Origin of the sequence: Paraburkholderia tuberum STM678 (genome assembly GCF_902833905.1) — a bacterium.
GTDB classification, from domain to species: domain Bacteria; phylum Pseudomonadota; class Gammaproteobacteria; order Burkholderiales; family Burkholderiaceae; genus Paraburkholderia; species Paraburkholderia tuberum.
In genome coordinates this window covers 111,008-136,081 of the sequence record NZ_CADFGP010000010.1, presented here as the reverse complement: position 1 = coordinate 136,081, position 25,074 = coordinate 111,008, and the positions used below count along the sequence as shown (strand labels likewise).

Below are 25,074 nucleotides of genomic sequence, written 5' to 3'. Positions count from 1 at the left end.
GGCTCGGGCGACCTTGCAAAAGCCCGGATTTGCCGCCACATTGTCGAAAGATTCCTATCAAATCAAGCGGAAATGCGCATCGCCCCGCGTTCCGCGGATTGCGTTTGGGCCGGAAAATGGCTACAATCGCGAAGTCGCTGGGCGTACGGTTTCATGTGCGGCTCAGGTGCGACCACCGGCAATAAGATGATGGGCGTTCAGCCCATTTTTTTTTGCCGCTCAGTTCATCGTGGTTCGGCATCTCGGGTTCGCACGAACGTGCGCCGGCTTGGCGCGCGGCCCGCATTGGTTGTTTGCAGAAGAGGCGAGGCTCGCTGCGCGAACATCTAAGAGGGCACTGTGCAACTGACGGAACTGATTGAAACCACGGTCGTGGGACTCGGCTACGAGCTCGTCGATCTCGAGCGCACCGGGCGCGGCATGTTGTGTATCTATATCGACCAGCCAGCCGGCATCGCAATCGAAGACTGCGAGAAAGTCACGCGTCAGCTCCAGCACGTTCTGACGGTCGAAAATATCGATTACGAGCGGCTCGAAGTATCGTCACCCGGTCTCGATCGCCCGCTGAAGAAACTGGCGGATTTTGAACGTTTCGCGGGCAGCGAAGCGGTTATCACACTGAAAAAGCCATTGGACGGTCGGAAATCGTACCGGGGCATTTTGCATGCTCCGCAAGGCGAGACGATCGGTCTGGAATTTGAAGGAAAAGAAGGGGCCGCGATGCTCGATTTCACGCTCGCGGACATGGACAAGGCGCGCCTTGTTCCGAAAGTTGACTTTAGGAGCCGCAAACAATGAGTCGCGAAGTGTTGATGCTGGTGGATGCGCTGGCACGCGAGAAGAATGTCGATAAGGACGTGGTATTTGCCGCGCTCGAAGCGGCTCTCGCTTCGGCCTCCAAGAAACTCTTCGAAGAAGATGCGGATATCCGCGTCCACATCGACCGTGAAAGCGGCGTGCACGAAACGTTTCGCCGCTGGAAGGTGGTGCCGGACGAAGCAGGTCTGCAGGAACCGGATCAGGAAATTTTGCTGTTCGAGGCGCGCGAGCAGCAGCCCGATATTCAGCTCGACGAGTTCATCGAGGAGCCGGTGCCGTCAATCGAATTCGGCCGTATCGGAGCGCAGGCCGCCAAGCAGGTGATCCTGCAGAAGGTGCGCGACGCCGAGCGCGAGCAGATCCTGAACGACTTCCTCGAGCGCGGCGAACACATCATGACTGGCTCGGTGAAGCGCCTCGACAAGGGCAACTTCATCGTCGAATCGGGCCGCGTCGAAGCGTTGCTGCGCCGCGACCAGCTGATCCCGAAGGAAAACCTTCGGGTGGGCGACCGCGTGCGCGCGTATATCGCGAAGGTCGACCGCACCGCGCGTGGTCCGCAGATCGAGCTGTCGCGTACGGCGCCGGAATTCCTGATGAAGCTGTTCGAGATGGAAGTGCCGGAAATCGAGCAGGGCCTGCTCGAGATCAAGGCGGCGGCTCGCGATCCGGGCGTGCGCGCGAAGATCGGCGTGGTGGCTTATGACAAGCGCATCGATCCGATCGGCACCTGCGTCGGTATTCGCGGCTCGCGCGTGCAGGCCGTACGCAACGAGCTCGGTGGCGAAAACGTCGACATCGTGCTATGGTCGGAAGACCCCGCCCAGTTCGTGATCGGCGCGCTCGCGCCGGCAGCCGTGCAGTCGATCGTCGTCGATGAAGAAAAGCATTCGATGGATGTCGTCGTCGACGAGAACGAACTCGCGGTCGCGATCGGCCGCAGTGGCCAGAACGTGCGGCTTGCCAGCGAGCTCACCGGCTGGCAGATCAACATCATGACGCCGGACGAATCTGCGCAGAAGCAGAATCAGGAGCGTGGCGTCCTGCGCGACCTGTTCATGGCGCGTCTCGATGTCGACGAGGAAGTCGCCGACATCCTGATCGACGAAGGCTTCACGAGCCTCGAAGAGATCGCCTACGTGCCGCTCAACGAAATGCTCGAAATCGAGGCATTCGACGAAGACACCGTTCACGAACTGCGCAACCGCTCGCGCGACGCGCTGTTGACGATGGCGATCGCGAACGAAGAAAAGGTCGAGAATGTAGCGCTCGACCTGAAGAGCCTGGACGGCATGGACGCCGACCTGCTCGCGAAACTGGCCGAACATCAGATCCAGACGCGCGACGAACTCGCCGAGCTGGCCGTGGATGAACTGGTCGAGATGACTGGGATGGGAGAGGATGCCGCTAAGGCGTTGATCATGAAAGCACGTGAACACTGGTTCCAGTGAGAAATGACCATGGCGCACTGAATTGAACGCGGCCGTCAGGCCGCATGACCCGATGCTAACCGCAAGGAATCGGTCCTTGCATTAAGAGGAATGAATGGCGAGTAACAACGTAGCCCAATTTGCCGCGGAACTGAAAATGCCTGCAGGCGTGCTGCTTGAGCAGCTGCAGGCAGCTGGCGTCACAAAAGCGAGCGAAGCCGACTCCTTGTCCGAAACGGACAAGGCGCGTCTGCTCGACCACTTGCGCAAGTCTCACGGCTCGACTGATGCAGACAAGCGCAAGATCACGCTGACGAAACGGCATACGTCGGAGATCAAGCAGTCCGATGCGACGGGCAAAGCTCGCACCATTCAGGTCGAGGTGCGCAAGAAGCGCACGTTCGTCCGCCGCGACGAGACTGTCGTGGAAGGCGGGGATGCATCGAATCATGTGGCCGAGAACGCGGACGCAGAAGATCTCGAACTGCAGCGTCGGGAGGAAGAAGCACGTCACGAAGCTGAGCTGCTCGAAAAGCAGGCGCAGGAGCTGAAGGCGCGCCAGGAACAGCTCGAGCGCGAAGAAGTCGACCGTCAGGCGCGCGAGCAGGCCGCGGAAGCCGAGCGTCAGCGCGCGGAAGAAGATGCAAAGAAGCGCGCAGCGGCTGCGGCCGAGGCGGCGGCTCGCGAGAAGGCCCAGCAGGCGGCGGCGAAAGCCGCTGCACCGGTTGCCGAGAAGGCAAACGAGCAGGACGACGAACGCGCGGCAGCGGAACGCGCCGCGCAACGCGAAGCCGCGAAGAAAGCGGAAGACGCCGCGCGTGTGGCCGCCGAAAAGGCGCGCGCCGAACAGGAAGAAATCGCCAAGCGCCGCGCGGCGGCCGAAGCCGAAGCGCGCGCGATTCGCGAAATGATGAACACGCCGCGCAAGGCGCAGGTGAAGGCGCCGGAACCGGCACCGAAGCCCGCCGAGCCGGCCAAGGCGGCCGAAGCCAAGGGCACGCTGCATAAGCCGGCGCGTCCGGCTGGTGAAGCACCGGCGCGCCCGGCAGCGAGAAAGCCGGCAACCGCCGCGACTCCGGCGCCCGCGAGCGCACCGTCGGCGGGCGACAAGAAGAAGCCGGGCGGCGGTAAGAGCGGCTGGCAGGACGACGCAGCGAAGCGCCGCGGCATCAAGACGCGCGGCGATTCGAGCGGCGGCGTCGATCGTGGCTGGCGCGGCGGTCCGAAGGGGCGTGGCAAGCATCAGGAGCAGAGCACCACGTTCCAGGCGCCGACCGAACCGATCGTGCGTGAAGTGCATGTGCCGGAAACCATCACGGTCGCGGATCTCGCGCACAAGATGGCGGTGAAGGCTTCGGAAGTCATCAAGGTGATGATGAAGCTCGGCCAGATGGTCACGATCAACCAGATGCTGGACCAGGAAACGGCGATGATCATCGTCGAGGAACTGGGCCACCATGCGCTCGCGGCGAAGCTGGACGATCCGGAAGCCATGCTGGTCGAAGGCGAAGCGAGCGACGCCGAAGCGCTGCCACGTCCGCCGGTCGTCACGGTGATGGGCCACGTCGACCACGGCAAGACCTCGCTGCTCGACTACATCCGCCGCGCGAAGGTTGCGGCAGGCGAAGCGGGCGGTATTACGCAGCACATCGGCGCCTACCACGTCGAAACGCCGCGCGGCGTGATCACGTTCCTCGACACGCCGGGTCACGAAGCCTTTACGGCAATGCGTGCCCGCGGTGCGAAGGCGACCGATATCGTGATCCTGGTGGTGGCCGCCGACGACGGCGTGATGCCGCAGACGAAGGAAGCGATCTCCCACGCGAAGGCTGGCGGCGTGCCGCTCGTCGTCGCGATCAACAAGATCGACAAGCCGGAAGCGAATCCGGAGCGCGTGAAGCAGGAGCTCGTCACGGAAGGCGTCGTGCCGGAAGAGTACGGCGGCGACTCGCCGTTCGTGCCGGTGTCGGCGAAGACCGGCGCGGGCATCGACGATCTGCTCGAAAACGTGCTGCTGCAGGCCGAGGTGCTGGAGCTGAAGGCACCGGTCGAATCGCCGGCCAAGGGTCTCGTCATCGAAGCGAAGCTTGACAAGGGTAAGGGTCCGGTCGCAACGATCCTCGTCCAGTCAGGTACGCTGAACCGCGGCGACGTCGTGCTGGCAGGCAGCGCCTACGGTCGCGTGCGTGCCATGCTCGACGAAACCGGCAAGCCGACCAAGTCCGCGGGTCCGTCGATCCCGGTCGAAATCCAGGGTCTGTCGGAAGTGCCGCAGGCTGGCGAAGAAGTAATCGTGATGCCGGACGAGCGCAAGGCGCGTGAAGTTGCGCTGTTCCGTCAGGGCAAGTTCCGCGACGTCAAGCTCGCAAAGCAGCAGGCCGCGAAGCTCGAGAACATGCTCGAGCAGATGGGCGAGGGCGAAGTGCAGTACCTGCCGCTGATCGTCAAGGCCGACGTGCAGGGTTCGCAGGAAGCGCTGGTGCAGTCGCTGCAGAAGCTCTCCACCGACGAAGTACGCGTGCAGATCGTGCACGGAGCGGTCGGCGGCATCAGCGAGTCGGACGTCAATCTCGCGACGGCGTCGAAGGCGGTCATCATCGGCTTCAACACCCGCGCGGATGCGCAGGCTCGCAAGCTCGCGGAAGCTAATGGCGTCGACATCCGCTACTACAACATCATCTACGACGCCGTGGATGACGTGAAGGCGGCAATGTCGGGCATGCTGGCGCCGGAGAAGCGCGAAGTCGTGACGGGCACGGTGGAAGTACGCCAGGTATTCAAGGTGCCGAAGGTCGGCACGGTGGCCGGCTGTATGGTCACGGACGGTTTCGTCAAGCGCTCGTCGTCGGTGCGCGTGCTGCGCAACAACGTCGTCATCTTCACGGGCGAACTCGATTCGCTCAAGCGGTTCAAGGACGATGTGAAAGAAGTCCGTCAGGGCTTCGAGTGCGGTATGTCGATCAAGAACTTCAACGATATCGTCGAAGGCGATCAGTTCGAAGTCTTCGAGGTCACCGAAGTCGCGCGTACGCTGTAATTCGCGCGGCACGGCACAACGGGCGGAACGGGCTTGACGCCCGCTCCGCCCGTTGTTTTTGAGCCCGCAGTGTCGAGTTTGTTGCTGGCTTGGCTGCCGCGTTCGTCGCAAATGGACTCTCACCCCGCCGCGGCGACCGCGACGCCGTCGTATCGAACGAATATCGAACACGGCTCGCGCGAACCAATTTTTGGCATCCGTCTTAGCGGAGCACACAACACCATGCCTAAGAAACGTACTACTCCCAATCGCAACGTGCAGATCGCCGATCAGATCCAGCGCGACCTGGCTGAGCTTCTGCGCGAGGTCAAGGATCCGCGCATCGGCATCGTCACATTTCAGAGCGTCGAGCTGACGCCCGACTACGCGCACGCGAAGGTCTACTTCACGACGCTGACGGGCGACCCGCAGCAAACGCTCGAAGCGCTGACGCACGCTGCCGGCCATCTGCGCAATCTGCTGTTCAAGCGCCTGCATATCCACACGGTGCCGACGCTGCATTTCCACTACGACAAGACGATCGAGCGCGCCGTGGAGATGTCGCGTCTGATCGACGAGGCAAATTCCACGCGCGCGAAAGACGACTGAGCGTCTGCCATGCCGTGGCGTTCCATGTAGCGCGCGGCGCCGTTTTTCGCATTTCCCGAACGTTCTGCCTCCCTCGACATGACCGCACCTCAACGCCCCCGCGTGCCGCGTCGCGCGCTCGATGGCGTGCTGCTGCTCGACAAGCCGCTCGGCCTGTCGAGCAACGACGCGCTGGTTCGCGCGAAACGTCTTTATCTGGCGAAAAAGGCGGGCCACACCGGCACGCTCGATCCGCTGGCAACTGGCCTGCTGCCGCTGTGTTTCGGCGAGGCCACCAAGTTTTCGCAAGACTTGCTCGAAGCCGACAAGACCTACGAGGCGACGATGCGCCTCGGTATCCGCACGACCACCGGCGACGCCGAAGGCGAGGCGTTCGACATCCGCGCCGTCGACTGCGACGAAGCGGCGGTGCGGGCGGCTTTGCCGAAATTCATCGGCGAGATCGTTCAGATTCCGCCGATGTACTCGGCGCTCAAGCGCGATGGCAAGCCGCTGTACCAGTACGCGCGCGCCGGCCAGACGGTCGAACGGGAAGGGCGGCAGGTGACGATTCGCGCGCTCGAGCTGATTGCGTGCGCGTTGCCGGATGTGACGTTTCGCGTGACGTGCAGCAAGGGCACCTATGTGCGCACGCTTGCCGAGGATATCGGCGAAGCGCTCGGCTGCGGCGCGCATCTGGTCGCGCTGCGGCGCACGGGCGTCGGCGCGCTGACGCTCGAGCATTCGGTCACGCTCGACGCGTTGTCCTACGCGACCGAACTCGAACGCGACGCATGGCTGCAACCGGTCGACGCGCTGCTGTCCACGTTCCCACAGGTCTGTCTGAACGACGATGACACGCGCCGCTTCCTTCACGGCCAGCGCCTGAAGCTGTCGTCGTTGACGATCGCCGCCGACGCGGTGAATGCCCCGCGCGTGAGGGTGTACTCGGCGCAGGGGCGGCTTCTGGGGGTCGCGAAGCCGGGCGAAGGCGTGCTCGCACCCGACCGCCTGATCGTGACGACGGAGAGCTAGAGGTCGCCGTTTTGCCAGCCCGGCGCGGACAATAAAAAAACGGGATCGCCATCGAGCGATCCCGTTTTGATCATGCCCTCCGGTGGAGCGGTGTCGAACTAAAGCAACACCACAAACACCCCCCTCAATGCGCCGTGGCCGCCGCCGCTCCCGCATCGCCGCCTGCCCGTTCCGGCCGCGTGATCCAGATCAGCGCGATCAGCGCGACAAAAATACCGGCCGAAATGAAGAACAGATCGTTTACGCCGAGCTGCGCGGCCTGCTGCGTGACCATGGTGTTGAAGAGACCATAGGTCTGCTGCTGATCCAGGCCCGCCGCGCCCATCTGATGAATCGATTGACCGAACGCTGGGTTGTAAGCATTCGCCTGTTCGGTCAGTTGCGCGTGATGCATGATCGTGCGGTGATCCCAGGCGGTCTGGAAGATCGACGTGCCGATACCGCCGCACATGATCCGCACGAAGTTCGACAGCCCCGAGGCCGCCGGAATCCGATGGCCCGGCAAGCCCGACAGCGTGATCGACACGAGCGGAATAAAGAAGCCGGCCATACCGATACCTTGAATCAGCGTGGGCAGCATCAGCGAGTACGTATCGACGCCCGTCGTATAACGCGAGCGCATCCAGAAACACAGCGCGAAAATCAGGAACGACAGCGTCGCGATATAGCGCGGATCGGTACGCGGCAGCACCTTGCCGGTCAGAGGCGACAACAGGATCGCGAACACACCGACGGGTGCCATCACGAGTCCGGCTTCTGTCGCCGTGTAGCCGATATCGGTCTGGAGCCACAGCGGCAACAGCACGAGATTGCCGAAGTAAAGCCCATAGCCGATCGACAGCGCGATCGTGCCGCCGGTGAAATTGCGCCGGCTGAACAGCGACAGATCAACCACCGGATGCTCGGCCGTCAACTCCCACACGATAAAAAACGCGAGCGCGATCACCGCGAGGAGCGCGAGCACGACGACCGTCGTCGACGAGAACCAGTCGAGGTCCTTGCCCTTGTCGAGCATCACCTGAAGCGAGCCGACCCAGACGATCAGAAGACCGAGGCCGACGCCGTCGATTGGCGCCTTCCTGATGACCGAATCGCGGTTACGGAAGATCATCCACGTCGCGGCGGCCGCGACCGCGCCGACGGGAATGTTGACGTAGAAGATCCACGGCCACGAGATGTTGTCGGAAATCCAGCCGCCGAGGATCGGACCGGCAACCGGTGCGATCAGCGTGGTCATCGCCCACATCGATAGCGCCATCGGCGCCTTCGCGCGCGGATAGCTCGCGAGCAGCAGCGTCTGCGACAGCGGGATCATCGGGCCGGCCACCGCGCCTTGGAGCACGCGCGACGCAAGCAGGAACGGCAGGTTCGGCGACAGCCCGCACATCCATGACGACAGCACGAACAGCACGATCGACGCCATGAACAGCCGCACCTGGCCGATGCGGTCGGTGAGCCAGCCGGTCAGCGGCACCGAGATCGCGTTGGCCACCGCGAACGACGTAATCACCCACGTGCCCTGGTCGGACGATACGCCGAGGTCGCCGGCAATCGACGGGATCGACACGTTCGCGATCGACGTGTCGAGCACGTTCATGAACACGGCGAGCGACACCGCGATGGTGCCGATCACCAGTTGCGCGCCCTCGAGCGGCGGGTGAGGGACCTGCGCCTGAGCCTGAGCCATTAAAAGAGCCTCCCATGAATCATCGGGCGGACCCTCAGCTCTTATGGGCCGCCGGTTTCGCGGCGGCCGCGGCGCTCGCCGCGGTCGACTTCTGCGCGCCGCCGTTCGCGTTCGTGCCGGCGTTTTCCGAGATGATGCGCGCGATTTCCGCATCGGCTTCAGCGCCGTACTTGTCGAAGACGTTGGTCTGGTAAACCGTGGACGGCGCCTGACCGAGCTGGCCGCCGGTGTCGTCCTTGATGTTCACGTCAGCTTGCATCGACAGACCGATACGCAGCGGATGCTTCTCCAGCTCCTGCGGATCGAGCGAAATACGCACCGGCAGACGCTGCACGACCTTGATCCAGTTGCCGGTCGCGTTCTGCGCGGGCAGCAGCGAGAACGCCGAACCCGTGCCGGCCGAGAAGCCGACCACCTTGCCGTGATACGGCACCGACGAGCCGTAGACGTCGGCCGTCAGTTCGACCGGCTGGCCGATGCGCATGTGCTTCAGTTGCACTTCCTTGAAGTTCGCCTCGACCCACACGTCATGCAGCGGCACGATCGCCATCAGCGGCGAGCCGGGCGATACGCGCTGGCCGACCTGCACGGAGCGTTTTGCGACATAGCCTGTGACCGGCGCCGGTAGAGTATTGCGAGCGTGGTTCAGGTATGCGTCGCGCAGCTTCGCGGCGGCGGCCTGCACGTTCGGGTGATCGGCGATCGTGGTGTTCGCGGTCAGCGCGCGGTTTGCCGCGAGTTGCTGTTTGGCGGCGTCGAGCGCGGCTTGCGCGCTCTTCACGGAGTCGCGTGCGTGCGAAATTTCTTCCAGCGATACCGCGCCGGTTTGCGCGACCGTCATACGGCGCTTCAGGTCGTCCTGGGCGCGCGACAGATCGGCCTGGCTCGCCGCGACCCGCGCTTCGTACTGGCTGTCGTCGGCGAACAGACCGCGCACCTGGCGCACCACCTGCGCAAGATTGGCCTCGGCCTGTTCGAGTGCGACGCGCGCGTCGGCCGGGTCGAGCACGACGAGCGGGTCGCCGGCCTTGACGACCTGGGTGTCGTCCGCGTTGACCGCGATCACGGTGCCCGTGACCTGCGGGGTGATCTGCACGACGTTGCCGCTCACGTAGGCATCGTCGGTGTCTTCATGGAAGCGCGCGACGAGGAAGTAGTACAGGCCGTACGCGACCGCGGCAATCAGGATCACGATGACGAGCAGCGTCATCATGCGCTTGCGTTTGCCGTTGTTCGCCGCTTGCGGTGGAGTGGCGGGCTGCTGGGGGGTGCTCATTGATGTGCTCCGGGTTCTTTTGAACGTCGTCGTTTATTCGGGTGTTCGTGTGTATGCGTGTGCGTCGGCGCGGGCGGGCTCGCTCAGTTCGCGGCGGTGCTCGTGGCGTGGTTCGCGGCGTTGGCCGATGCGGGAGCATCGGTCGGCACGACGAGACCGGTCTGGGTTGCGTCGAAGCCGCCGCCCAGTGCCTTGATCAGACCGATCTGCAGACTGCGGCGGCGCATCTGCAGACCCGTGACCGTCTGCTCCGCGGCAAGGCGGTTTTCGTCGGCGGTGAGCACCTGCAGCTGCGGCGACAGGCCGGCCTTGTAGCGGATTACGGCGAGCTGGTACGCCTTGCTCGACGCGTCGAGCGCGCGCTGGGCGTCACCCTCCTGGCGGTCGATCGAGCGGATCGACGACACCTGCGTCGAGACGTCCTGCAGCGCGTTGATCAGCGTTTGGTTGTAGTTCGCGACGTCGCCCTCGAAGTCGGCGTAGCGGCCCTTCAACTGCGCGCGCAACGCGCCGGCGTCGAAGATCGGCAGATGGATCGCCGGGCCGAACTGGATCTGACGGCTCGACGCGGTCAGGAAACGGCCCCAGCCGAACGCGTCGAAGCCGAAGCCGGCCGCGAGATTCACGTCCGGGTAGAACTCGGCTTTCGCTTCCTTCACGTCATGCATCGCGGCTTCGACCTGCCAGCGCGCGGCGACGATGTCCGCGCGACGCGCCACGAGGTCGGCCGGGATGTTGTCCGGCAGAGCGACCACGTCGCCGCCGGTGAGCACCGGCTTGTCGATCCGCAGGCCACGGTCCGGGCCTTTGCCGAGCAGCGCGCCCAACTGGTAGCGCACGACGGTGATCTGGCCGTCGAGGTCGGTCAGGTTCGACTGGCTCGTCGCGACGTTGCCGGCGGCGGTCTGCTTCTCGACGTTGGTGTCGAGGCCGGCCGTCACGCGGTCATTCGTGATACGGCCGACGTCCTGGCGGTTCGCGATTTCACGCGCGGCGATGTCGCGAAACGCATACAGCTGCGAGAGCTGGTTGTAGGTGCTCGCGACCGACGCGGCGAGCGTCACGCGCGCCTGCTGCATATCGGCCTCGGCGGCTTTCTGCTGCGACACGGCCTGGCCGAGCCGCTGACGGTTCTTGCCCCACAGGTCGAGATCCCACGACGCGCTCGCGAGCACGTTGTTCTCGCTATACCAGGTGCCGCCGAACGGAGGCGGGTAAAGGGAGTTTGCCGAATACAGCTCGCGGGTCCAGGAATAGCTCGCGCTGACCTTCGGGAACAGCGCTGCGCGCGAGCTTTCGATATACGAGGAAGCCTTTGCGAGCCGCGCTTGCGCCTGGGCGATCGACGGGCTGCCCTCGAGCGCTTCCGCGATCAGCTTCGGCAGTTGCGGGTCGCCGAACTGGTTGGCCCAGTCGAGCGATGGCCACTGGCCGCCCTCGTTGGGCAGACTCTGCGTCGACTCGTACTGCGTCGGCGACGCGATCTGCTTGTCGCTTTTGACGCCGAAGTAGTTCGCGCACCCCGTGAGGGCGAGCGCCGTCACCGCTGCGGCGACAGCGGCCCGGCTCGACAGCGCGGGCGCGGACAGGGAAAGGGATTTCATCGCTCGACTCTTCTTTGAGTGGAATGTATTGATGGACGCAGCAAGCAAGCTATTACGATTTGCTATCGGGATGGCTTGCGGCGTCGCGGGAAAGTCCCGTGTGCTCGCCGGAATTGACGAGCACGCGACGCAGCATGCTCTTCAGGAAGCCCACTTCTTCCGGGGTGAACCCGTTCAGCAGGTTATCGAGCACGCCATTGAAAATAGCCGGCATGCGAGCCGCGATCGCATGGCCTTCCGGCGTCAACGCGAGGCGCACGACGCGCCGGTCTTCGTTACTGCGCACCCGCGTGAGCAGGCCGCGCTTTTCGAGCCGGTCGATCAGGCGCGTGACGGCGCTTGCGTCGATTCCGTATTCACGCGCCAACTCAGCCGCGAGCAGGCATTTGCCGCTCGCCACCATGAACAGGATGCTGCCTTGCTGGCTGGTGATGCCGAGTTCGGCCATGCTGCGCTGCGTGATCAGGTTTGATAGCGTCGATCTCACCCGTGAGATGAGATAGCCGACGCTTTCACCGAGCTGGTACTCGCTGAGATCCGGCGTGGATTCGTTGGACGGCTCCGTCATGATTCTCGTGCGAATGCAATGGTTGACTAGGCATTAGTATAGCTGGCTGTTGATTGACGCGACAAGCGTTGATACAGCTTAGGCAAGGATTATTTCGCGCTCAAGCAACAAACCGTACGGAATGACGTAGGGCGGGGCAAGGCGCGATTCGCGCAACTCGCGCAGGCGCGGAGAGCGGACGGTCTATCGGGGAATACCAGAAAAGGATCATCCGTGCGTGCTATAATTTTGGGTTCCCAAAAGTGCGCTTTGGGCTTGTTGTCGTGGTTTGGCTCTTCAACCAGCAGCATAAGCAAGCGGCGCACTCAACCGTCTTCAGGTTTCCTATGACCCGCGCCCTACGCAACATCGCCATCATTGCTCACGTCGACCACGGCAAGACCACGCTCGTCGACCAGCTCCTCCGTCAGACCGCCACGTTCCGCGAGAACCAGCAGATCGCCGAGCGCGTGATGGACTCGAACGACATCGAAAAAGAGCGCGGCATCACGATCCTGTCGAAGAACTGCGCGGTGGAGTACGAGGGCACGCACATCAATATCGTCGACACGCCGGGGCACGCCGACTTCGGCGGCGAAGTGGAGCGCGTGCTGTCGATGGTCGACTCGGTGCTGCTGCTCGTTGACGCGGTGGAAGGCCCGATGCCGCAAACCCGCTTCGTCACGAAGAAGGCGCTCGCACTGGGTTTGAAGCCGATCGTCGTGGTCAACAAGGTCGACCGTCCGGGTGCGCGGATCGACTGGGTGATCAACCAGACCTTCGACCTGTTCGACAAGCTCGGCGCCAGCGAAGAGCAGCTCGACTTTCCGATCGTCTACGCATCGGGCCTGAACGGCTACGCGGGTCTCACGCCTGATGTACGCGACGGCGACATGCGTCCTTTGTTCGAGGCAATCCTGCAGCACGTGCCGGTGCGCCCGGCCGACCCGGAAGGTCCGCTGCAACTGCAAATCACGTCGCTCGACTACTCGTCGTACGTTGGTCGTATCGGCATTGGCCGTATCACGCGCGGCCGCATCAAGCCGGGCATGGCCGTCGCGGTGCGATCGGGCCCGGAAGGCGAAATCCTCAATCGCAAGATCAACCAGGTGCTGTCGTTCAAGGGTCTCGATCGCGTGCAGGTCGACTCGGCCGAGGCGGGCGACATCGTGCTGATCAACGGTATCGAGGAAGTGGGCATCGGCGTGACGATCTGCTCGCCGGAACAGCCGGAAGCGCTGCCGATGATCACCGTCGACGAACCCACGCTGACGATGAACTTCCTCGTCAACTCGTCGCCGCTCGCGGGCCGTGAAGGCAAGTTCGTCACGAGCCGCCAGATTCGCGACCGCCTGATGAAGGAACTGAATCACAACGTCGCGCTGCGCGTGCGCGATACCGGCGACGAAACGACGTTCGAAGTGGCCGGCCGCGGTGAGCTGCACCTGACCATTCTGGTCGAAAACATGCGCCGCGAAGGCTACGAGCTGGCCGTGTCGCGTCCGCGCGTCGTGATGCAGGAAATCGACGGCGAGAAGCACGAGCCGTACGAAAATCTGACCGTCGACATGGAAGACCCCCACCAGGGCGGCGTGATGGAAGAACTTGGCCGCCGCAAGGGCGAAATGCTCGACATGGCATCGGACGGCCGTGGCCGCACGCGTCTCGAGTACCGTATTTCGGCGCGTGGTCTGATCGGCTTCCAGTCGGAATTCCTCACGCTCACGCGCGGTACGGGACTGATGAGCCACACGTTCGATTCTTACCAGCCGGTCAAGGAAGGCGCGGTCGGCGAACGTCGCAACGGCGTGCTGATCTCGCAGGACGACGGCGCGGCAGTCGCGTACGCACTGTGGAAGCTGCAGGACCGCGGCCGCATGTTCGTGGCGCCGGGAGAAGCGCTGTATGAAGGCATGATCATCGGCATCCACAGCCGCGACAACGATCTCGTCGTGAACCCGATCAAGGGCAAGCAGCTTACCAACGTGCGCGCGTCTGGCACCGACGAAGCCGTGCGTCTCGTGCCGCCGGTTCAGCTGTCGCTCGAATACGCGGTCGAGTTCATCGACGACGACGAGCTGGTCGAAGTCACGCCAAAGTCGATCCGTCTGCGCAAGCGCTACCTGAAGGAACACGAGCGCCGCAGCGCGAGCCGCAACAAGGTTGCCGGCGAATAAGCCGGACTCGAATATCCGTCTGGATAGCAGGAAGCGGAAGCCACCTTCGGGTGGCTTCCTTGTTTTTGGCGCATCAAAACGTTTGGCGCTGCATCATGCCTGCCACTTTCCGGGGCGGCACACATGTAGACACCCATCGCGCCGTTCGCCTTCATTTCTCACAGAACACTGTTGCGCGCTGTGAAAAGGCACCCCGTCACCCGCGAAACGCCCGCCATCACAGGCTTTGCGCCTGTGCCGTTCGCTATCTGGACTATTCGTTCTGTGCTATGCTCCCGGGTGCAAAGTTTTAGGTCCTTCCAAGCAAGACTTGATTCGCGCAATCCGCTAAACGGTCAGGCCGTGTCGCGGAAGGTTCGGTAACCCGCTATTTCTCGAGAAACTCGAAGAAAGGTGAGCGTAAAAATGATGAAGCAATTCCAGTCGAACTCTTATCTGTTCGGCGGCAATGCTCCGTACGTTGAAGAAATGTACGAAGCGTATCTCGATAATCCGGCGTCAGTGCCCGAGACCTGGCGCAGCTATTTCGATGCGTTGCAGAACGTGCCCGCATCGGACGGCAGCAACGCCAACGACGTGGCCCATGGCCCGATCGTCGAATCGTTTGCCCAGCGCGCCAAGGCCAATGCCTTCCTGCCGCGCGCAACGGCCGGCGGCGAAGATCTCGCAACCGCCCGCAAACAGGTTTACGTCCAGTCCCTCATCGGCGCATATCGCTTCCTCGGCTCGCAATGGGCCAATCTCGATCCTCTGAAGCGCCGCGAGCGTCCCGCGATCCCCGAACTTGAACCCGCGTTCTACGACTTCACCGAAGCCGACATGGACCAGGAGTTCAGCGCAACGAATCTGTACTTCGGGTTCGAGCGCGCGACGCTGCGCGAGATCGTCAAAGCCCTGCGCGACACGTACTGCGGCACGATCGGCGTCGAGTACATGTACATCAGCGATCCGGAGCAGAAGCGCTGGTGGAAGGAGCGCCTCGAATCGATCCGTTCGACGCCGAGCTTCAACAACGACAAGAAGAAGCACATCCTGAATCGCCTGACGGCCGCCGAAGGCCTCGAGCGTTTCCTGCACACCAAGTACGTCGGCCAGAAGCGCTTCTCGCTCGAAGGCGGCGAGAGCTTCATCGCGGCGATGGACGAAGTCGTGCGTCACGGCGGTCTGCGCGGCGTTCAGGAAATCGTCATCGCGATGGCACACCGTGGCCGTTTGAACGTGCTGGTCAATACGCTCGGCAAGATGCCGGCAGACCTGTTCGCCGAATTCGAAGGCAAGCACGTCGATGATCTGCCGGCTGGCGACGTGAAGTACCACAAGGGCTTCTCGTCGGACGTCGCGACGGAAGGCGGCCCGGTTCACCTGTCGCTCGCGTTCAACCCGTCGCACCTCGAAATCGTCAACCCGGTGGTCGAGGGCTCGGCGAAGGCGCGTATGGACCGTCGCGGCGACGAAAACGGCGTTCAGGTGCTGCCGGTGCAGATCCACGGCGACGCGGCTTTCGCCGGCCAGGGCGTCGTGATGGAAACGCTGAACCTCGCGCAAACGCGCGGTTATGGCACGCACGGCACGCTGCACATCGTCATCAACAACCAGATCGGCTTCACGACGTCGGACCCGCGCGACTCGCGCTCCACGTTGTACTGCTCGGACGTCGTCAAGATGATCGAAGCGCCGGTGCTGCACGTGAACGGTGACGATCCCGAAGCGGTCGTGCTGGCCACCCAGATGGCGATCGACTTCCGCATGCAGTTCCACAAGGACGTCGTCGTCGACATCGTCTGCTTCCGCAAGCTGGGCCACAACGAGCAGGACACCCCGGCGGTCACGCAGCCGCTGATGTACAAGACGATTTCGAAGCACCCCGGCACGCGTGCGTTGTACGCGGAAAAGCTCGTTCAGCAGGGCGTCATCAAGGCCGAGGATGGCGAGGAATTCGTCAAGGCTTATCGCAGGGCGATGGACGAGGGCCACCACACGGTCGACCCGGTGCTCTCGAACTACAAGAGCAAGTACGCGGTGGACTGGGTGCCGTTCCTGAACCGCAAGTGGACCGACGCGGCCGACACGGCCGTGCCGCTCGCGGAACTGAAGCGCCTCGCCGAACGCATCACCACGATTCCGGAAAACTTCAAGGTTCACCCGCTCGTCGAGCGCGTGATCAACGACCGTCGCGCCATGGGCCGCGGCGAAGCGAAGCTCGACTGGGGCATGGGCGAGCACCTCGCGTTCGCGTCGCTGGTCGCATCCGGTTATGCCGTGCGCCTGACCGGTCAGGATTCGGGCCGCGGCACGTTCACGCACCGTCACGCAGTGCTGCACGACCAGAACCGCGAGCGCTGGAACGACGGCACCTACGTGCCGCTGCAGAACATCGCCGAAGGTCAGGCGAAGTTCACGGTGATCGACTCGGTGCTGTCGGAAGAAGCGGTGCTCGGCTTCGAATACGGTTACTCGACCGCTGAACCGAACACGTTCGTCGCGTGGGAAGCGCAGTTCGGCGACTTCGTGAATGGCGCGCAAGTCGTGATCGACCAGTTCATCTCGTCGGGCGAAGTGAAGTGGGGCCGCGTGTCGGGCCTGACCATGCTGCTGCCGCACGGCTACGAAGGCCAGGGTCCGGAGCACTCGTCGGCCCGTATCGAGCGTTTCCTGCAACTGTGCGCAGACCACAACATGCAGGTCGTTCAGCCGACCACGCCGGCGCAGGTCTTCCACCTGCTGCGTCGCCAGATGATCCGCCTGTTCCGCAAGCCGCTGATCGTCGCGACGCCGAAGTCGTTGCTGCGTCACAAGGAAGCCGTGTCGGATCTGTCGGAACTCGCGAAGGGTTCGTTCCAGCCGGTCATCGGCGAAGTGGACGAAACCATCGACGCGAAGAAGGTCAAGCGCGTGCTGGCCTGCTCGGGCCGCGTGTACTACGACCTGGTCGCGCATCGCCGCGAAGCGAAGGTGAACGACGTCGCGATCATCCGTATCGAACAGCTCTATCCGTTCGCGCACAAGCAGTTCGAAGCGGAAATGAAGAAGTACGACAACGCAACCGAAGTGGTGTGGGTGCAGGACGAGCCGCAGAATCAGGGCCCGTGGTTCTACATCGAGCACCATCTCAAGGAAGGCATGAAGGAAGGGCAGAAGCTGGCGTACAGCGGCCGTCCGGCTTCGGCTTCGCCTGCAGTCGGCTACTACGCGAAGCACTACGAGCAGCAGAAGGCGCTGATCGAAGGCGCTTTCGGCCGTCTCAAGAGCGCGTCGATCGCTAAATAAAGAAACAGACGAGCCGGGAAAGCGCAGTGCGCTTTCCCGCGCCGCGCCGAACGTTTCCCATGAGGGTCAGGCGCGGCGTTCACGGTTCGCAGGCGGTCGTGAAGAAGCGCCGTCACCCGATACGTATTCAGGATACTCATAATGGCTATTGTTGAAGTCAAGGTTCCCCAGCTCTCCGAGTCGGTCTCGGAGGCAACCATGCTGCAGTGGAAGAAGAAGCCCGGCGAGGCTGTCGCTCAGGACGAAATCCTCATCGAAATCGAGACCGACAAGGTCGTGCTCGAAGTGCCGGCGCCGGCAGCAGGCGTGCTCGCGCAAGTCATTTCGAACGACGGCGACACGGTCACGGCTGAGCAGGTGATCGCGAAGATCGACACGGAAGGCACCGCAGGCGCCGCCGCTGTCGAAGCCGAAGTGAAGCCGGCTCCGGTCGCTGCCGCGGCTCCCGCACCGGCGGCTCAGGCCGCTGTCGCAACGGGCTCGAACACCGCTGCTTCGCCGGCTGCCGGCAAGCTGATGGCAGAGAAGCGTCTGGCTGCGGGCGACGTCGCCGGCACCGGCCGCGACGGCCGTATCACGAAGGGCGACGTGCTCGTCGCCGGCCAGGCTGCTCCGGCTGCCAAGGCTGCACCGGCTCCGGCTGCCGCACCGAAGGCTGCGAAGCCGTCGCTGCCGGACGTCAAGGCCCCGGCATCGGCCGATCAATGGCTGAAGGACCGTCCGGAACAGCGCGTGCCGATGTCGCGTCTGCGTGCTCGTATCGCCGAGCGTCTGCTCGAGTCGCAGCAAACCAACGCCATCCTCACGACGTTCAACGAAGTGAACATGGCGCCGGTCATGGAGCTGCGCAACAAGTACAAGGACAAGTTCGAGAAGGAACACGGCGTGAAGCTCGGCTTCATGTCGTTCTTCGTGAAGGCGGCTGTTCACGCGCTGAAGAAGTTCCCGCTCGTGAACGCGTCGATCGACGGTAACGACATCGTCTACCACGGCTACTTCGACATCGGTATCGCTGTCGGTTCGCCGCGCGGTCTGGTGGTGCCGATCCTGCGCAATGCAGATCAGCTGAGCCTCGCCGACATCGAGAAGAAGATCGCCGAATTTGGCCAGAAGGCGAAGGACGGCAAGCTGTCCATCGAAGAAATGACCGGCGGTACGTTCTCGATCTCGAACGGCGGCGTGTTCGGCTCGATGCTGTCCACCCCGATCATCAACCCGCCGCAGTCCGCGATTCTCGGCGTGCACGCCACCAAGGAACGCGCAGTGGTCGAAAACGGCCAGATCGTGATCCGCCCGATGAACTACCTCGCGCTGTCGTACGACCACCGTATCATCGACGGCCGCGAAGCAGTGCTGTCGCTGGTCGCGATGAAGGATGCGCTGGAAGATCCGGCTCGCCTGCTGCTCGACCTGTAAGCGCACGTTCCACCGACGCCGGCCCGCGGTTTGCGCGGGCCGGCGTCATCCGTAGCACGTCTTTAGCATTTCGCAGTACAGGAACGGCGCGCGCCACCTCGGGTGGCCCGGCGCCGTTCCGCCATCAAAGGGATTGTCATGTCCAAAGAATTTGACGTCGTCGTGATCGGCGCAGGCCCTGGCGGTTATATCGCCGCCATCCGCGCAGCGCAGCTCGGCAAGACCGTCGCATGTATCGAAAAGTGGAAGAACCCGGCCGGCACGCTGAAGCTCGGCGGCACCTGCCTGAACGTCGGCTGCATTCCGTCGAAGGCGCTGCTCGCTTCGTCGGAAGAGTTCGAGAACGCGTCGCATCACCTTGCCGACCACGGCATCTCGGTGGAAAACGTCTCGGTCGATATCTCGAAGATGATGGGCCGCAAGGACGGCATCGTCGAGAAGATGACCAAGGGCATCGAATTCCTGTTCCGCAAGAACAAGATCACGTGGCTCAAGGGCCATGGCAAGTTCACCGGCAAGACGGACGCCGGCGTGCAGATCGAAGTGAGCGGCGAAGGCGAAGATGGTGCAAGCAGCGAAGTCGTCACGGCGAAGAACGTGATCATCGCAACGGGTTCGAAGGCGCGTCATTTGCCGGGCATTCCGGTCGACAACAAGCTGATCGCCGACAACGAAGGCGCACTCTCGTTCGACACGGCACCGAAGAAGCTCGCCGTGATCGGCGCAGGCGTGATCGGTCTGGAACTCGGCTCGGTGTGGCGCCGCCTCGGCGCGGACGTGACCGTGCTCGAAGCGCTGCCGGAATTCCTCGGCGTGGCTGACCAGGCGCTGTCGAAGGAAGCGGCCAAGCAGTTCAAGAAGCAAGGTCTCGACATCCACGTCGGCGTGAAGGTCGGCGAAGTGAAGACGAGCGCGAACGGCGTGACGATCGCCTACACGGACAAGGACGGCAACGCGCAGACGCTCGAAGCCGACCGCCTGGTCGTGTCGGTCGGCCGCGTGCCGAACACCGACAACCTCGGCCTCGAAGCGATCGGCCTGAAGGCCAACGAGCGCGGCTTCATCGACGTGGACGACCACTGCGCGACGGCCGTGCCGAACGTGTACGCGATCGGTGACGTGGTGCGTGGCCCGATGCTCGCGCACAAGGCTGAGGACGAAGGCGTGCTGGTTGCCGAAGTGATCGACGGTCAGAAGCCGCACATCGACTACAACTGCATTCCGTGGGTGATCTACACCGAACCGGAAATCGCATGGGTCGGCAAGACGGAGCAGCAACTGAAGGCGGAAGGCCGCGAGATCAAGACCGGCCAGTTCCCGTTCATGGCTAACGGCCGCGCGCTCGGCATCAACAAGGCGGACGGTTTCGTCAAGATGATCGCCGACGCGAAGACCGACGAACTGCTCGGCGTGCACATCATCTCGGCGAACGCATCGGACCTGATCGCGGAAGCCGTGGTGGCGATGGAGTTCAAGGCGGCTTCGGAAGACATCGGCCGTATTTGCCATCCGCACCCGTCGCTGTCGGAAGTCATGCGCGAAGCGGCACTCGCCGTCGACAAGCGCGCGCTGAACATGTAAGCACGCACGCCTGAGCGAAACGCAACCTTGGCATCACCAAAGGCGGGCGGGGTTCAATCCCTCCCGCCTTTCTTTTTGCAGCAACACGATGAACGTCACCGAATACTACGAAAAAGAACTGCAGACGCGCGGTTATCAATCCGATCCGGCGCAGCGCGCGGCGGTCGACCGCCTGCAGCGGTGCTATGAAGAGTGGGTCGCATACAAGTCGCGCCGCTCGAACGCGTTCAGAAAGCTGATCATTCACCCTGATCTGCCGCGCGGCGTGTACATGTGGGGCGGCGTGGGCCGCGGCAAGAGCTTCCTGATGGACAGCTTCTACATGATCGTGCCGTTGCATCGCAAAACCCGTCTGCACTTCCACGAGTTCATGCGCGAAGTGCATCGCGAGCTTGAAGAGCTCAAAGGCCGGGCCGATCCGCTCGACGAACTCGCGCGCCGCATTGCGAAGCGCTATCGGCTGATCTGTTTCGACGAATTCCACGTCTCGGATATCGCCGACGCGATGATCCTGTATCGCCTGCTCGACAAGCTGTTCGAGAACGGCGTGCAGTTCGTGATGACGTCAAACTACGCGCCCGACACGCTGTACCCGGACGGCCTGCATCGCGACCGCATGCTGCCCGCGATCGAACTGATCAAGCAGAAGCTCGACGTGATCAACGTCGACGCGGGGATCGATTATCGCCAGCGCACGCTCGCGCAGGTGGAGGTCTATCACACGCCACTGGACGCCGCCGCCGGCAAGGCGCTGCGCGACGCCTTCGCGCGCCTCGCCGCGGTGCCCGACGAAAGCCCGCTGCTGCATATCGAGAAGCGCGAGCTGAAGGCGCTGCGCCGCGCGGACGGCGTGGTCTGGTTCGACTTCGCGACGCTGTGCGGGGGCCCGCGCTCGCAGAACGACTACCTCGAACTCGCGACCCGCTTTCACGCGGTGATCCTGTCGGACGTGCCGCAGATGTCGGTGCGCATGGCGTCGGAAGCGCGCCGCTTCACGTGGCTCATCGACGTGTTCTACGACCACAAGGTCAAGCTGTTGATGTCGGCTGCGGTGCCGCCGGAGCAGTTGTACGTCGACGGTCCGATGGCTAATGAATTCACGCGTACGGTGTCGCGCATCGTCGAGATGCAGTCGAAGGAGTATCTCGACACGCCGCGCCGGATCGTCGACACGTCCCTAACCTGAGCTACCGCGCACGACACATTTTCAGGATTCGGAGTGGTCTGATATTCCGCGCACGGATAACTGGCTATCTTTTGTCGTTGTTCTGACAAAGGAGGAAGCATGAACCCGTATCGCGAAATCACCGATGAAGAATGGCAGCGCGTTGCGCCACTGCTGCCCGAACTCCGGCCGCGTACCGAAATGCGTGGCCGTCCACTTGCCGATACCCGCTCGGTGCTCAACGGCGTGCTTTGGGTCATGTATAGCGGCGCCACCTGGTCCAAAATGCCGCGCCGCTACCCGCCATATCAGACCTGTCATCGCCGCTTCAAGTCGTGGTACGAATCGGGCGTGCTCAAGCACGTCACGGAGCAACTGCTCGACACCGCGAGCGAAGATTTCTGCAGATTGATGGAAGCGCGTATGCGCACGCACGCGAGCGTGCGGCACAAGCGCGCCGCGTCCAAGCGCGTGCCCGCGGCGTTTCGTGTTCCGGCCGCCGTATACGATCCGGTACCGGCCACGTCGGTGCCGGCGTCGCCGATCGCTTACGCTGCACCGCTCAAGCAGGCAGCATGAGCATCGCAAACAGCTTGCCCCAATGAAAACGGCCGCGCGATTCTTGATCGCCGGCCGTTTTTTATGTTGCACCTCCTGGCGCAGAGCGCGCATCGTTGCAGCATCATGCGCACATTCAGGCGACGTGCGAGGCGCCACGCATGCGCCGCACGTCGATCCTCATTGCTGCCGGATCCACGTTTGCGAGCGGCCAAGCAGCGCGACCCCAATGTAGCCACGCACCACGAGCTTGTTGCCGCCGTCCTCGAGATGCATCTTGCATTTGTAGACCTTGCCGTTTTCAGGATCGAGAATCTGGCCGTGATCCCACGCGTCGCCATCCTTCTTCATGCTGTTGATGATGGTCATGCCGAGGACCGGTTGATCCTTGCGCGCGTCGGTGCATTCGGTGCAACGGCGATCCGGCTGGTCGTTCGCGCCGAGACCCTTGATAACCTTGCCGTTCAGTTCGCCATTGCTGTCTTGTGCGATCTGCACGAGCGCCTTCGGCTGGCCCGTGTGATCGTCGATGGTTTGCCACGTGCCGATCGGTGTATCGGTCTGCGCCATCGCGGTCACGGCGCTGGCGAGCAGGGCGCCGGCGAGCGCGGCGTGACGGGCGGTGCGCAGCGCAAGCGCGCCGGCACGTCGAGTGAATTGCGTCATTGCCTTCCTCCTTGATATGAGACGGCGCGATCATGGTCGCGCGGCGTTATGGGCATCGTGGTCGGATGTGCGTTACCGGCCCTCGCGATGCGCAACGGTGCCAGCGGTGTGCCGTTTGCATCGTCAGCGCAGAATACGCGAAAGTGCATGCGTCGTTTGATAGTGGAGCTTCTAATCCGCTCGCGGCACTTCTGAAGCGTGTCAATTCAGCTGGTAGCAGAACCTCGCGTTGATGCGCGGACTGTGCGATGCGCTCTCCACCGGCGCATCACCGACCGCTTTTCCGACGGACACATCGAGGCTGTAGCAGTGCGCATATGTGAAGCCGAGCGTGATCGGCCGGTCGGCCTCGACCGTCGCGCTCCAGCCGGAATCGCTCGACGCATCGCCCGGCTCATGGCATGTCCTCGCCGACGAGCGGTGTGAAGCGTGGCGCGACTTCGTCGAACGAAATCGACTTCCCGCCGTCGACCTGCACGGTCAGGTTCGGATCGCGGTGGGGCGCCTCGATCAGCGGCAGGGAATCGAACGGATCGTCGTCTACCGCCGCGCCGGTGAGGCGGGACTACGCTTGTGCCTGTTATAGAAGCAAACGCGCAAGTGCCATATTTTCGACGAAGAGCCCGAAACCCGCCAAAGTGAGTAATAATTCCCCGTTTTCTACTAAAACAAAATCTGTTCAACAGGTATCACATGGACCGAAAGTCGAAGCTACGAGAGATTGCTCTGGCCGCATGCATCGTATTGGGGGCCCTTCAGGGCGCGAATGCACAGGCTCTGCAGAACAGTGGTGCGAGCGGTACGGTCGTGTCCCTGCCGGGTACGACGAGTGCGTTGCCCGACACCTCGCAGGCCGGCCAGGCGGAAACCACTGCACTGACGCCGGATGAAAACCGGCAATCCGCCACCGGGAACGTGGCTGAATTGCAGCAGATGATCCACGGCCCGGATCTGAGCGAATTGCGCACCACGTATAACGGCAGCTATGGCGCGAGCCTGCTGTTCTACGGCAAGGAGATGACCTACTACGTCGCGCTGTTCCAGCAGAAAAACTTCTGGCGCGTGATCAAGTCGCAGGACGCCGCGCGCGCGGAGCTGATCTACAAGGATTTCGCGCGGCAGACGATGCAACTGTCGGACATCGAGATCCGCCGTACGCAACTCGAAGCGCAGAAGGCGTTCACGCAGCGCATGGTCGCGCTGTCGCAGGAACGCGCGAGCCGGCTGCAGGCCGACCTCGACGTCGCGCGTCAGCAGCAAAGCATCGTCGCGAGCCAGCAGGAGCAGAAGCGCGCCGAGGCAACCGAACTGGCGCAGCAGAAGGCCGCCGCGCAGGATCAGTTGCGCGTCGCGCAGCGCCAGGTGCGCGACCTGCAGCGTCAGCTCAATAGCGGCTTGCCGGTGCATTGAGCACGACGTGGCGGGACGGCGCGGAAATCGGTGCGCCGTCCGGCTCGTTCGCGGGCGTTACCGTGGTTATATTTGATCGGTGCTTTCCGCACCCCGCCAGCCCGCGCATCGCACTTTTACCGCCGGGCTTTCCGGCATTTGCACTCGGCATTTTTCGCGAGCCTTAACGGCTCGTTGCCGCGTCGTTGTGCGCCGCCGTCGTACGACGCAAGACGGCGCGACTTCAATGCCGCTTGCGCGTATCCGCTTGCGTCTTGCGCATCCGTTCGCGAGGCGGCTGCGTCACGTCGACGGCGATCGGATCGCTGGCGGGAAAGCTTTCCATCAGCGCTTCGTCGAGCCGCGTATCGGCGGACGTCGGGGGCGTCCGGCGCGTGCGCGCCGGTCGGGAGGCATGCTGGTTTTTGCTGGTCATGGCGCGCTCCATCGGTAGAGGGTCGATCATTCAGCATAGCGCATCGCGGCTATCGGCGAACGACCGCCAGATGGCGCAGGCGCGTCGTTTAAAGCCGGCCGGCATCGATTCGTTCTCCGAGTGTCCCGGCCGCGCTCGAGCCGCGAACGACACCTCCATCGATTCATCACACAGCGAACCAGATGAACGGGAAAAAGCCGGCGGGCTCGCGACGAGTGCTCGCAGCCCACGTCGTGGAAGCCGAACTGGAACACCTGGATTGGGAGACCCGGCAACCGGCGCTGCACCTGTTCGACGCCGGCTACTGGCGGCGCCGCGTGCTGGCGGTCAAGGGGAGATTCGAGCTGACCGAGCGTCAGCTGACCCAACTGGAGAAAATTCTGCGGCGCCTCGGTCCGTCCACGGAGTAGCGAGGCG

General features: G+C 63.2%; 20 protein-coding genes and 1 pseudogene. 14 read left to right on the top strand and 7 right to left on the bottom strand.

Annotation, left to right across the window (positions count from 1 at the left end):
- Positions 1 to 339 precede the first annotated feature (339 nt).
- The 5 genes from rimP to truB all read left to right on the top strand — a co-directional run bounded on the left by rimP (position 340) and on the right by truB (position 6,888).
- Complete coding sequence (gene rimP, locus HWY30_RS11375; RefSeq protein WP_006052964.1) at positions 340 to 798, top strand: ribosome maturation factor RimP; 459 nt, start codon at positions 340 to 342, stop codon at positions 796 to 798.
- The gene (gene nusA, locus HWY30_RS11370; RefSeq protein WP_090804122.1) at positions 795 to 2,270 is read left to right on the top strand and encodes a transcription termination factor NusA; all 1,476 of its coding nucleotides are present in this window, start codon (positions 795 to 797) and stop codon (positions 2,268 to 2,270) included. The genes rimP and nusA overlap by 4 nt, the downstream gene beginning before the upstream one ends.
- A gap of 94 nt (positions 2,271 to 2,364) precedes the next feature.
- A complete protein-coding gene (gene infB, locus HWY30_RS11365; RefSeq protein ID WP_090804123.1) occupies positions 2,365 to 5,286 on the top strand; it encodes a translation initiation factor IF-2 in 2,922 nt (973 codons plus the stop codon).
- 222 nt (positions 5,287 to 5,508) lie between these two features.
- Positions 5,509 to 5,874, top strand: a complete 366-nt coding sequence (gene rbfA / locus HWY30_RS11360) for a 30S ribosome-binding factor RbfA (protein WP_008922231.1) — start codon at positions 5,509 to 5,511, stop codon at positions 5,872 to 5,874.
- 78 nt (positions 5,875 to 5,952) lie between these two features.
- Positions 5,953 to 6,888, top strand: a complete 936-nt coding sequence (gene truB / locus HWY30_RS11355; RefSeq protein WP_090804125.1) for a tRNA pseudouridine(55) synthase TruB — start codon at positions 5,953 to 5,955, stop codon at positions 6,886 to 6,888.
- 124 nt (positions 6,889 to 7,012) lie between these two features.
- Here truB and HWY30_RS11350 read toward each other — a convergent pair whose 3' ends face one another.
- From HWY30_RS11350 to HWY30_RS11335, 4 genes are all read right to left on the bottom strand, one after another.
- A complete protein-coding gene (locus HWY30_RS11350) occupies positions 7,013 to 8,575 on the bottom strand; it encodes a DHA2 family efflux MFS transporter permease subunit (RefSeq protein WP_090804126.1) in 1,563 nt (520 codons plus the stop codon).
- A 34-nt stretch (positions 8,576 to 8,609) separates the two neighbouring features.
- Positions 8,610 to 9,851 carry an EmrA/EmrK family multidrug efflux transporter periplasmic adaptor subunit gene (locus HWY30_RS11345; RefSeq protein ID WP_090804128.1) on the bottom strand — a complete coding sequence of 414 codons (1,242 nt, stop codon included), beginning with the start codon at positions 9,849 to 9,851 and terminating at the stop codon, positions 8,610 to 8,612.
- Between the two features lie 83 nt (positions 9,852 to 9,934).
- Complete coding sequence (locus HWY30_RS11340) at positions 9,935 to 11,455, bottom strand: efflux transporter outer membrane subunit (RefSeq protein WP_090804130.1); 1,521 nt, start codon at positions 11,453 to 11,455, stop codon at positions 9,935 to 9,937.
- Between the two features lie 52 nt (positions 11,456 to 11,507).
- Positions 11,508 to 12,023, bottom strand: coding sequence for a MarR family winged helix-turn-helix transcriptional regulator (locus tag HWY30_RS11335; RefSeq protein ID WP_090804131.1), 516 nt, complete (start codon positions 12,021 to 12,023; stop codon positions 11,508 to 11,510).
- Positions 12,024 to 12,349: 326 nt separating this feature from the next.
- Here HWY30_RS11335 and typA point away from each other — a divergent pair, with 326 nt between their 5' ends.
- The 6 genes from typA (at position 12,350) to HWY30_RS11305 (ending at position 22,187) form a co-directional block, all read left to right on the top strand.
- Positions 12,350 to 14,179, top strand: coding sequence for a translational GTPase TypA (gene typA / locus HWY30_RS11330; protein WP_090804133.1), 1,830 nt, complete (start codon positions 12,350 to 12,352; stop codon positions 14,177 to 14,179).
- A gap of 405 nt (positions 14,180 to 14,584) precedes the next feature.
- Positions 14,585 to 17,446 carry a 2-oxoglutarate dehydrogenase E1 component gene (locus HWY30_RS11325; protein WP_090804134.1) on the top strand — a complete coding sequence of 954 codons (2,862 nt, stop codon included), beginning with the start codon at positions 14,585 to 14,587 and terminating at the stop codon, positions 17,444 to 17,446.
- A gap of 141 nt (positions 17,447 to 17,587) precedes the next feature.
- Positions 17,588 to 18,862: a 2-oxoglutarate dehydrogenase complex dihydrolipoyllysine-residue succinyltransferase gene (gene odhB / locus HWY30_RS11320; protein WP_090804136.1), complete on the top strand. Its 1,275-nt coding sequence runs from the start codon at positions 17,588 to 17,590 to the stop codon at positions 18,860 to 18,862.
- Positions 18,863 to 19,000: 138 nt separating this feature from the next.
- A complete protein-coding gene (lpdA, locus tag HWY30_RS11315; protein ID WP_090804138.1) occupies positions 19,001 to 20,443 on the top strand; it encodes a dihydrolipoyl dehydrogenase in 1,443 nt (480 codons plus the stop codon).
- Positions 20,444 to 20,531: 88 nt separating this feature from the next.
- Positions 20,532 to 21,629, top strand: a complete 1,098-nt coding sequence (gene zapE / locus HWY30_RS11310) for a cell division protein ZapE (RefSeq protein WP_090804139.1) — start codon at positions 20,532 to 20,534, stop codon at positions 21,627 to 21,629.
- A gap of 99 nt (positions 21,630 to 21,728) precedes the next feature.
- A complete protein-coding gene (locus HWY30_RS11305; RefSeq protein WP_090804141.1) occupies positions 21,729 to 22,187 on the top strand; it encodes a transposase in 459 nt (152 codons plus the stop codon).
- A 159-nt stretch (positions 22,188 to 22,346) separates the two neighbouring features.
- On the opposite strand, the gene HWY30_RS11300 is transcribed toward HWY30_RS11305, so the two are convergent.
- Together HWY30_RS11300 and HWY30_RS41575 are read right to left on the bottom strand one after the other, a co-directional pair.
- The gene (locus HWY30_RS11300) at positions 22,347 to 22,832 is read right to left on the bottom strand and encodes a DUF2147 domain-containing protein (RefSeq protein ID WP_090804143.1); all 486 of its coding nucleotides are present in this window, start codon (positions 22,830 to 22,832) and stop codon (positions 22,347 to 22,349) included.
- Positions 22,833 to 23,033: 201 nt separating this feature from the next.
- Positions 23,034 to 23,231: pseudogene (locus HWY30_RS41575) on the bottom strand (ShlB/FhaC/HecB family hemolysin secretion/activation protein); the annotation flags it as partial.
- On the opposite strand from HWY30_RS41575, the gene HWY30_RS11295 reads away from it, so the two are divergent.
- Both HWY30_RS11295 and HWY30_RS11290 read left to right on the top strand, forming a co-directional pair.
- Positions 23,152 to 23,418: a hypothetical protein gene (locus HWY30_RS11295; protein ID WP_090804144.1), complete on the top strand. Its 267-nt coding sequence runs from the start codon at positions 23,152 to 23,154 to the stop codon at positions 23,416 to 23,418. The pseudogene HWY30_RS41575 and the gene HWY30_RS11295 overlap by 80 nt on opposite strands.
- Positions 23,419 to 23,525: 107 nt before the next feature.
- Complete coding sequence (locus HWY30_RS11290) at positions 23,526 to 24,242, top strand: DUF2968 domain-containing protein (RefSeq protein ID WP_090804146.1); 717 nt, start codon at positions 23,526 to 23,528, stop codon at positions 24,240 to 24,242.
- Positions 24,243 to 24,465: 223 nt separating this feature from the next.
- On the opposite strand, the gene HWY30_RS11285 is transcribed toward HWY30_RS11290, so the two are convergent.
- Positions 24,466 to 24,657 (bottom strand): hypothetical protein, encoded by a 192-nt coding sequence (locus HWY30_RS11285; RefSeq protein WP_090805694.1) that lies wholly within the window; start codon positions 24,655 to 24,657, stop codon positions 24,466 to 24,468.
- A 182-nt stretch (positions 24,658 to 24,839) separates the two neighbouring features.
- Here HWY30_RS11285 and HWY30_RS11280 point away from each other — a divergent pair, with 182 nt between their 5' ends.
- Complete coding sequence (locus HWY30_RS11280) at positions 24,840 to 25,067, top strand: hypothetical protein (protein ID WP_090804147.1); 228 nt, start codon at positions 24,840 to 24,842, stop codon at positions 25,065 to 25,067.
- The last annotated feature ends 7 nt before the right edge of the window (positions 25,068 to 25,074 follow it).

Bases quoted from the DNA above. Each gene is read 5' to 3' on its own strand.
- HWY30_RS11325 (WP_090804134.1), top strand. From the start codon at position 14,585: ATGATGAAGCAATTCCAGTCGAACTCTTATCTGTTCGGCGGCAATGCT.
- HWY30_RS11285 (WP_090805694.1), bottom strand. From the start codon at position 24,657: ATGACCAGCAAAAACCAGCATGCCTCCCGACCGGCGCGCACGCGCCGG.
- HWY30_RS11305 (WP_090804141.1), top strand. From the start codon at position 21,729: ATGAACCCGTATCGCGAAATCACCGATGAAGAATGGCAGCGCGTTGCG.
- HWY30_RS11290 (WP_090804146.1), top strand. From the start codon at position 23,526: ATGGACCGAAAGTCGAAGCTACGAGAGATTGCTCTGGCCGCATGCATC.
- HWY30_RS11345 (WP_090804128.1), bottom strand. From the start codon at position 9,851: ATGAGCACCCCCCAGCAGCCCGCCACTCCACCGCAAGCGGCGAACAAC.
- odhB (WP_090804136.1), top strand. From the start codon at position 17,588: ATGGCTATTGTTGAAGTCAAGGTTCCCCAGCTCTCCGAGTCGGTCTCG.
- HWY30_RS11335 (WP_090804131.1), bottom strand. From the start codon at position 12,023: ATGACGGAGCCGTCCAACGAATCCACGCCGGATCTCAGCGAGTACCAG.
- lpdA (WP_090804138.1), top strand. From the start codon at position 19,001: ATGTCCAAAGAATTTGACGTCGTCGTGATCGGCGCAGGCCCTGGCGGT.
- infB (WP_090804123.1), top strand. From the start codon at position 2,365: ATGGCGAGTAACAACGTAGCCCAATTTGCCGCGGAACTGAAAATGCCT.
- HWY30_RS11300 (WP_090804143.1), bottom strand. From the start codon at position 22,832: ATGACGCAATTCACTCGACGTGCCGGCGCGCTTGCGCTGCGCACCGCC.
- HWY30_RS11350 (WP_090804126.1), bottom strand. From the start codon at position 8,575: ATGGCTCAGGCTCAGGCGCAGGTCCCTCACCCGCCGCTCGAGGGCGCG.
- typA (WP_090804133.1), top strand. From the start codon at position 12,350: ATGACCCGCGCCCTACGCAACATCGCCATCATTGCTCACGTCGACCAC.
- nusA (WP_090804122.1), top strand. From the start codon at position 795: ATGAGTCGCGAAGTGTTGATGCTGGTGGATGCGCTGGCACGCGAGAAG.
- truB (WP_090804125.1), top strand. From the start codon at position 5,953: ATGACCGCACCTCAACGCCCCCGCGTGCCGCGTCGCGCGCTCGATGGC.
- zapE (WP_090804139.1), top strand. From the start codon at position 20,532: ATGAACGTCACCGAATACTACGAAAAAGAACTGCAGACGCGCGGTTAT.
- HWY30_RS11280 (WP_090804147.1), top strand. From the start codon at position 24,840: ATGAACGGGAAAAAGCCGGCGGGCTCGCGACGAGTGCTCGCAGCCCAC.
- HWY30_RS11340 (WP_090804130.1), bottom strand. From the start codon at position 11,455: ATGAAATCCCTTTCCCTGTCCGCGCCCGCGCTGTCGAGCCGGGCCGCT.
- rbfA (WP_008922231.1), top strand. From the start codon at position 5,509: ATGCCTAAGAAACGTACTACTCCCAATCGCAACGTGCAGATCGCCGAT.